Below are 7931 nucleotides of genomic sequence, written 5' to 3'. Positions count from 1 at the left end.
CTCCTCCTCCTTCGGCTGCCCGTCCCGCAGCCGCGCCATCAGCCTGGCGGTCGCACTCGGGTCGAGCAGCGACTGGCCACGGGCGACCGCGCGCACGGCCGACACCAGGTCGGAGCCCCGGATCTGCTTCAGCACGTAGCCGGAGGCCCCCGCCATGATCGAGTCCAGCAGCGCCTCCTCGTCGTCGAACGAGGTCAGCATCAGGCACGCCAGGTCCGGCATGCGCGACCGCAGCTCGCGGCAGACGCTCACACCGTCACCGTCCGGCAGGCGCACGTCGAGGACGGCGACCTGCGGGCGCAGGGCCGGTATGCGCACCAGAGCCTGCTCGACCGTGCCGGCCTCACCCACCACGGTGATGTCCGGCTCGTCGTCCAGCAGGAAGACCCGGTCGGGCCCTCGCCACCGGGCCGCTCGGCGTCCGTCATGGCGTGCTCCCTGCGTCGCGTCGTGCGGGTCCCGTCCCCGGGCCCGGAGACGGGACCCGGGACCATCTTTCTCACTCCGGGCCCGAAAGGCCGGGGCGGTCCGCCCGGAGGCCGGGCGGACCGCCCCGGGGCACGGGAGGCACCGAGGCCGAAGGCCCTCCCGGCGGGACGCCGGAAGGGCCTTCGGTGTTCGGTGCGCGGGCGCTGCCGCCCGCCGTGCGGAGCGCCGGTCAGCGCTGCAGGGTGAGGACGCCCGGCCGGTACGGCAGCGCGTTGTAGTCGCCGCCCGAGTTCGGGGCCTTGCCCTGGTAGAGGAGCTGGAGGTTGCAGGGGTCGATGGTCATGGTCTGGTCGGGGTTGGCGCGGACCAGGTCGCCGTGGCTGATGTCGTTGGTCCAGGTGGCGCCGCTGTTGGCCTTGCCCGCGAAGGGGTTGGACTCGGTGGCGGCCTGCGGGGTCCACGAGCCGTTCAGGCTGGAGGACGTGAAGGAGCGGAAGTAGCGGCCGTTGGCGCCCATCGCCTCGACGATCATGAGGTACTGGTTCTGGCCCTGGACCTTGTAGACCTGGACCGCTTCGAACAGGTTGGCCTTCGTGTCGCTCATGATCGTCGTGTAGGACGAGCCGAAGCTGCTCGGGAAGTTCCCGATCGGCATGCTCGCGCGGTAGATCTTGCCGTTGTCACCGGCGAAGAACAGGTACATGTTCTGGCCGTCGGCGATCAGGGTCTGGTCGATCGGGCCGGTGTCGGAGCCGGAGATGCTGCCGGTGAACAGCGGCTGGGGCGAGGACCAGCCGTTGGCGTTGGTCGGGTCGCTCGAGGTGCGGTACATGAAGGCCGCCGGGCCCCACTGGTAGGCCAGCACCCAGATGTTCTTGGGCGCGAAGTAGAACAGCGTGGGCGCCACCGCGGCCTGGCTCATCCCGTTCTGGCCGGCCGACGCCATGTCGGACCAGTTCGTGAACGGGCTGAACGCCATGGAGCCGTACGTCGACCCCGTCGAGTACGACCCGTAGACGAGGTACTTGCCGTTGTGCTTCACCGCGGAGAAGTCCTTCAGCGACACCCACCCGCTCCTCGGCTGCGCCAGCGCGCCCGTCGAGGACCACCGGTAGGTCGACGGGAGGGAGCACGTGCCGCCCGGCGGCGTGGTGCTGCCGCCCACCTTGACCAGCTGCCACTGCTGGTGGCCCGCGCCGGTGTCGGTGGACTGCACGATGTTCGCGCCGTCACCGGTGGAGGCGTTCTCCGGCCCGATCGCCTTGCCGCTGTTGCGGTTGATCAGACGCACGTACCCGTCGGAGGAGTCGGCGAGGCGGAACTGCTGGTTGGCGCCGTTGAGATCGGGCCACTGCACGATCTGCCCGCCGTCGGAGGTCGACCAGTTGTAGACGTCCAAGACCTTGCCGGAGTGCTTCGACCTCAGCCGGTAGTAGCCGTTGCCGGAGTCCACGAACTGCCACTGCTGCTGCGCCTGGTCGTTGCGTGACCACTGGACGATGCGGGCGCCGTCGTTGGTGGCCAGGTTGTACACGTCCATCGCCTTGCCGCTCTGGCGGTTGACGAGGACGTACGTGGCGCTGGGGTCGACCGTGGCGGCCGAGGCCGGCGTGCTGCCGAGCGCCAGACACAGTCCGGCGAGCAGGGCGGTGACGGCGATTCCGGCCGTGCTCCTCCGCCATCGCCTGAACAGGCGTGCGGTTAAGGGCGTTCCTGGTGCCATGTGTTCCTCCTGGGGATCTCGGCTCCCGCCCGGGGAGAGCGACCGCGGGGGAGCCGGTTCGGTGGGGGGAGCGCCGGACCGCGTGCCCGGCACGGCCACGGCGGTGCCGGGCGCGCGGCGGACCTGGTCGGCGCGTCCGGCGTTCGGCAGCCAGTGTGAGCGCTAACAGTTGCGGTAGCAATAGGTGTGCACCGAGTGCCCTGGGAGTGGCCGTGGTGACGCGCAACGCCGCAATCACCGGGCCGGGCGTTCGCCGAGCTCAAGGTCCTGCTGGTGTTAGCGCTCACATATGCCGTTGTTCCTCCACGGGGCCGTCGCCCGCTCCCCCGCCGGCCGCGCCGGGAGCACGACGGCCGTCCGCCCCGGCTTCCGGCCCCGCCGGCCGCACCTCCCGCGCGGGAACGGGCGTTCCGCGCCCGACGGCGGGCCGGCGCACCGATCGGGCTCCCGCCCCGAAATATTTCGACGCAGGAGCCCGGCAGTCATTCATAAGTTTCGAGAAATTTTCGGAACATTAGTCATTGACTGTCGCTCCGCGCCGAGCGCATACTCTCGTGCGATCGCAACCCTCCGTAACGAAAACCATCCCTTACGGTCACCCCCCGTCCACCTGGCACGTTCACACCCACATGCCCGGAGCGGGAAGCACGGAATTCGCGCGCCGCGATCAGCCCTCGTCGCTGTCACGGCCGCCCCGTCACTTGATCGCCCGGATCGAAACGCACGACATTCTTGGCGCCACCCAGCAGGACCACGACTTTTCGCACCCCCATTCACGCTCATTGCGTTTATGACGACTGATCAGGAAGTTGCCATGATGACGAGGAAGACACGCAGCACGACGCTTGTCGCGGTCGGCTTGGGTATCGCTCTCGCTGCCACCGGCTGCGCCGGCGGAGGCGAGACCGACGGCGACGGGTCCTCCGGCGGCAAGGTCTCGCTGACCGTGTGGGAGAACGCCTCCCCCGGTCCGGGCGAGGAGTTCTGGAAGTCCGCCGTCCAGGAGTACATGGCGGAGAACCCGAAGGTCTCCATCAAGCTGCAGACGGTCCAGAACGAGGACTTCGACGGCAAGCTGCAGACCGCGCTCAACTCCAACTCCGCTCCGGACATCTTCCTGCAGCGTGGCGGCGGCAAGCTGCGGGCCATGGTCGAGGCCGGCCAGCTCCAGGAGCTGCCCTTCACCGAGGAGGACAAGAAGAACGCGGGCGCGGCCGTCGCCGGCGCCACGGTCGACGGCAAGATCTACACCGTCCCGCTGTCCACGCAGCCCGAGGGCATCTACTACAGCAAGGAACTCTTCGAGAAGGCCGGCATCAAGTCGACGCCGACCACGATGGACGAGCTCGAGGACGCCATCGCCAAGCTGAAGAAGATCGGCGTCGCCCCGATCGCCGTCGGCGCCAAGGACGCCTGGCCGGCCGCGCACTGGTACTACAACTTCGCCCTGCGCCACTGCAGCCAGGACGCGATGAGCAAGGCCGCCGCCGACCTCAAGTTCGACGACCCGTGCTGGAAGAAGGCCGGTGAGGACCTGCAGAAGTTCCTCAGGATCGAGCCGTTCCAGAAGGGCTACCTGACGACCCCCGCCCAGCAGGGCGCCGGTTCGTCGGCGGGCATGCTCGCCAACCACAAGGCGGGCATGGAGCTCATGGGCAACTGGAACCCGGGCGTGATCGCGGGCCTCACCCCGGACAAGAAGCCGCTCCCGGACCTCGGCTGGTTCCCCTTCCCCGCCGTGGACGGCGGTCAGGGCGACCCCAGCGCCATGATGGGCGGCAGCGACGGCTACTCGGTCGCGAAGAGCGCGCCGAAGGAGGCCTTCGAGTTCCTCCAGTGGCTCTCCACGAAGGAGCAGCAGGAGAAGTACGCCAAGGGCTTCAACACCATCCCGGTGAACAAGGAGGCCCAGGGCGTCGTCACCGACCCCTACAACGTCTCGGCGCTGGAGGCCTTCAACAAGGCGGCCTACACCGTCATGTTCCTCGACACCGAGTACGGCCAGAACGTCGGCAACGCGATGAACACCGCCGTCGTGAACCTGATGGCCGGCAAGGGCACGCCCGAGGACATCGTCAAGAACACCAACGCGGCCGCCGCGAAGGGCTGAGTAAAGAACCATGAGCGACACCCTGGGCACTGACACGGCCCCCGGCCGTCAGTCGCAGGGCACGCCCGGAGCCGGGGACGCGGGCAGGTCCGCGTCCCCGGCTCCGCCGCGAGCGGCTGGACGCCGCCGCAGCGGCCGTGCCCGGATGCGACTCGAGATCGCGATCCTCTCCGGACCGGCGATCCTCGTCTTCCTGGCGTTCGTGATCTTCCCGGTGGTACTGGCCGCGTACTACGGCTTCTACCGCTGGAAGGGTTACGGGGATCCGACCGACTGGGTGGGGCTGGACAACTACAAGCTGATCCTCACCGACCCCGCCTTCCACGAGGTGCTGACGCACAACCTGCTGATCGTGGTCCTCTCCCTCGTGGTCCAGGGACCGCTGGCGGTCGGCCTCGCCCTGCTGCTCAACCAGAAGATCCGGGGACGTTCGGTCATCCGCATCCTGATCTTCGTGCCCTACGTGATCTCCGAGATCATCGTCGGCACCGGCTGGGGCCTGCTGCTGCAGTCCAACGGCGCGGTCAACGACCTCCTGGGCAAGCTCGGGCTGGAGTCCTGGCAGCACGACTGGCTGTCCGACCCGGATCTGGCCCTGTGGACGCTGATGGCGATCATCACCTGGAAGTACATCGGCTTCGCCGTGATCCTGATGCTCGCCGGCCTGCAGTCCATACCCGACGAGCTCTTCGAGGCCGCGGAGATCGACGGCGCCTCCTACTGGCAGATCCAGCGCCGCATCACGCTTCCGCTGCTGGGCCCGACGATCCGCATCTGGGGCTTCCTGTCGATCATCGGGTCGCTGCAGCTGTTCGACCTCGTCTTCATCATCTGGGGCCCCTACATCGCGGGCACCGCGGGAACGTCGACGATGGCGATCTACATGGTCGCCGAGGGCCGCAACGCGGCCAACTTCGGCTACGGCAGCGCCATCGCGGTCGTGATGTTCGTGATCTCGATGTTCGTCGCGCTGCTCTACCAGCGCTTCGTCCTGCGCCGTGACCTGCAGGGCGCCGTCACCGATGGAGGCTCCCGATGAGCGTGACGACCGCCAAGTCCGCGAACCTCTCGGCGATCGCACGACGCAGGCGCCCCGACCGCCGCGGCGCCGGGCAGAAGTGGGGCAACCCCTTCACCTACTTCGTCGCGCTGGTCCTCATCGGGGTGTGCATCGCACCGGTGCTCTTCATCGTGCTCGGCGGGTTCCGCACCAACTCGCAGTTCACGACCGACCCGTCGGGGCTGCCGAGCCCGTGGTCCTTCAGCAACTACACCGACGTCCTCGCGACGCAGACGTTCTGGGGCCAGTTCGCCAACTCGATCGTCGTCGGCCTGGCGAGCACGGTGGGCATCGTGGTGCTCGGCCTGATGGTCAGCTTCGTGATCGCGCGCTACGACTTCAGGTTCAAGGGCGCGATGTACTCGCTGTTCGCCGCGGGCCTGATGTTCCCCCTGGTCATCGCGATCACGCCGCTGTACATCATGATCAAGAACCTGGGCCTGATCGACAACCTGCTCGGCATCATCATCCCGCAGATCGCCTTCGGCCTGCCGACGACCGTCATCATCCTGGTGCCGTTCCTCAAGGCCATCCCGAAGGAGCTCGAGGAGGCCGCGTCGATCGACGGCACGAGCCGGCTCGGGTTCTTCTTCCGGATGGTGATCCCGCTGTCGACGCCCGGCGTGGTCACGGTCAGCATCCTCGGCTTCCTCGGCAGCTGGAACAACTACCTCCTGCCGCTGTACGTGCTGAACTCGCAGGCCAACTACACCCTGCCGCTCGGCGTGCAGGCGCTGTCCGCCTCGCAGTACTCCCAGGACACCGCGCGGATCCTCGCGTTCACCTCGCTCGCCATGCTGCCCGCCCTGATCTTCTTCTCGATCTTCGAGAAGAAGATCGTCGGCGGCCTCACCGGCGCGGTGAAGGGCTGATCCTCCGGGACCCCCACCGGACCGTCCCACGCCTGCCCCTGTCGCGTCCGCGGCGGGGGCAGGCCCGTTGACACCCCGGCGGCGCCGGCCCCGCGCGCCGTGCGCCGCCCAGAAAGGACCACCGCCATGCCCCGCGCCCACATCGAGCTCGACCGGAAGGCCGTCGTCGCCCCCGTCCGGCGCCGCACCTTCGGCTCGTTCGTCGAGCACCTCGGCCGCTGCGTGTACACCGGCATCTACGAGCCGGAGCACCCGAGCGCGAACGAGGACGGCTTCCGCATGGACGTCGTCGACCTCGTCCGGGAGCTCGGCAGCACCACCGTCCGCTACCCGGGCGGCAACTTCGTCTCCGGCTTCCGCTGGGAGGACTCGATCGGCCCGCGCGACAAGCGGCCGGTGCGCCGCGACCTGGCCTGGCACTCGCTCGAGTCCAACCAGGTCGGCCTCGACGAGTTCGCCAGGTGGCTCAAGCTCACCGGCTCCGAGCTGATGCTCGCGGTCAACGTCGCCACCCGGGGCATCCTCCCCGCCCTGGACCTGCTCGAGTACGCCAACCACCCGTCCGGCACGGCCCTTTCGGACCTGCGCATCGCCAACGGCACCCCGGAGCCGCACAACGTGCGCATGTGGTGCCTCGGCAACGAGATGGACGGCCCCTGGCAGACCGGCTTCATGACGGCGGACGACTACGGCAAGATCGCCGCCCGGACCGCCGCCGCGATGAAGATGGCCGACAAGGACCTCGAACTGGTCGTCTGCGGCTCCTCCGGGTCCGGCATGCCGACCTTCGGCGACTGGGAGCGCACGGTGCTCGAGCACAGCTACGAGCACGTCGACTACGTCTCCTGCCACGCGTACTACCAGGAACTCGACGGCGACCTCGGCTCCTTCCTCGCCTCCGCCGTCGACATGGACTTCTTCATCGACACCGTCGTCGCGACCGCGGACCACGTGGGCGGCAAGAAGCGCTCGAGGAAGAAGATCGACGTCTCCTTCGACGAGTGGAACGTCTGGTACCTCAAGGAGCACCAGGAGTCCCAGGAGGTCGGCACCGAGTGGCGCCACGCGCCCCGGCAGCTCGAGGACGTCTACACGGTGGCGGACGCCGTCGTCGTCGGCAACCTGCTGATGACGCTCCTCAGGCACAGCGACCGCGTCACCTCGGCGTCGCTCGCGCAGCTGGTGAACGTGATCGCCCCGATCATGACCGAGCCCGGCGGTCCGGCCTGGCGGCAGACGACCTTCCACCCGTTCTCGATCACGAGCCGGCTCGCCTCCGGCGAGGTGATCCGGCCAGTGATCGAGGCGCCGGTGTACGAGACGGCGCGCCACGGCGAGGCGTCCGTCGTCGACGCCGTCGCGACGGCCGACGAGGACCGGGCCGCGGTCTTCCTCGTCAACCGCGACCTGCGCGAGGCCGCGCAGGTCACGATCGACGTGCGCAGCCTCGGCTCCTCGCGCGTCGCCGAGGCCCTCACGCTCGCCGACTCCGACGTGTACGCGAGGAACACGCTCGCCGAGCAGGACCGGGTCTCCCCGTACGTGAACACGAGCGCGGCGCTCGCCGACGGCCTCGTCACGGTCGAACTGCCGCCGGTGTCGTGGACGGCGATCGCGCTCCACTGAGCGGTGCGCGCGGCGACGGGGCGCCGGGCCCGCGGATGGCGCCGGGCCCCCGGGTGCGGGCGCCCCGGTCCTCGCCGCGCCGGGGTCTTCGGGCCGGACGGCGGCGCGCCT

The 7931-nt window shown here is 69.0% G+C and carries 5 protein-coding genes and 1 pseudogene; 4 read left to right on the top strand and 2 right to left on the bottom strand.

Annotated features, from left to right (window positions below):
• Together A2U95_RS23680 and A2U95_RS23675 are read right to left on the bottom strand one after the other, a co-directional pair.
• Positions 1-428: pseudogene (locus A2U95_RS23680) on the bottom strand (response regulator); the annotation flags it as partial.
• Between the two features lie 230 nt (positions 429-658).
• Positions 659-2152 carry a non-reducing end alpha-L-arabinofuranosidase family hydrolase gene (locus A2U95_RS23675; RefSeq protein WP_166026559.1) on the bottom strand — a complete coding sequence of 498 codons (1494 nt, stop codon included), beginning with the start codon at positions 2150-2152 and terminating at the stop codon, positions 659-661.
• Between the two features lie 859 nt (positions 2153-3011).
• Between A2U95_RS23675 and A2U95_RS23670 the strand changes: the two genes are divergently transcribed.
• The 4 genes from A2U95_RS23670 (at position 3012) to arfA (ending at position 7820) form a co-directional block, all read left to right on the top strand.
• Positions 3012-4262: an ABC transporter substrate-binding protein gene (locus A2U95_RS23670; protein ID WP_240957914.1), complete on the top strand. Its 1251-nt coding sequence runs from the start codon at positions 3012-3014 to the stop codon at positions 4260-4262.
• A 145-nt stretch (positions 4263-4407) separates the two neighbouring features.
• A complete protein-coding gene (locus A2U95_RS23665; RefSeq protein ID WP_240957904.1) occupies positions 4408-5301 on the top strand; it encodes a carbohydrate ABC transporter permease in 894 nt (297 codons plus the stop codon).
• A complete protein-coding gene (locus A2U95_RS23660) occupies positions 5298-6194 on the top strand; it encodes a carbohydrate ABC transporter permease (RefSeq protein WP_166026553.1) in 897 nt (298 codons plus the stop codon). The genes A2U95_RS23665 and A2U95_RS23660 overlap by 4 nt, the downstream gene beginning before the upstream one ends.
• Positions 6195-6320: 126 nt before the next feature.
• Positions 6321-7820: an arabinosylfuranosidase ArfA gene (arfA, locus tag A2U95_RS23655; RefSeq protein WP_166026551.1), complete on the top strand. Its 1500-nt coding sequence runs from the start codon at positions 6321-6323 to the stop codon at positions 7818-7820.
• Positions 7821-7931: the final 111 nt, after the last annotated feature.

It is taken from the genome of Streptomyces chilikensis (assembly GCF_001642695.1).
GTDB lineage: Bacteria > Actinomycetota > Actinomycetes > Streptomycetales > Streptomycetaceae > Streptomyces > Streptomyces chilikensis.
This window is presented reverse-complemented; position numbering and strand designations above follow the sequence as displayed.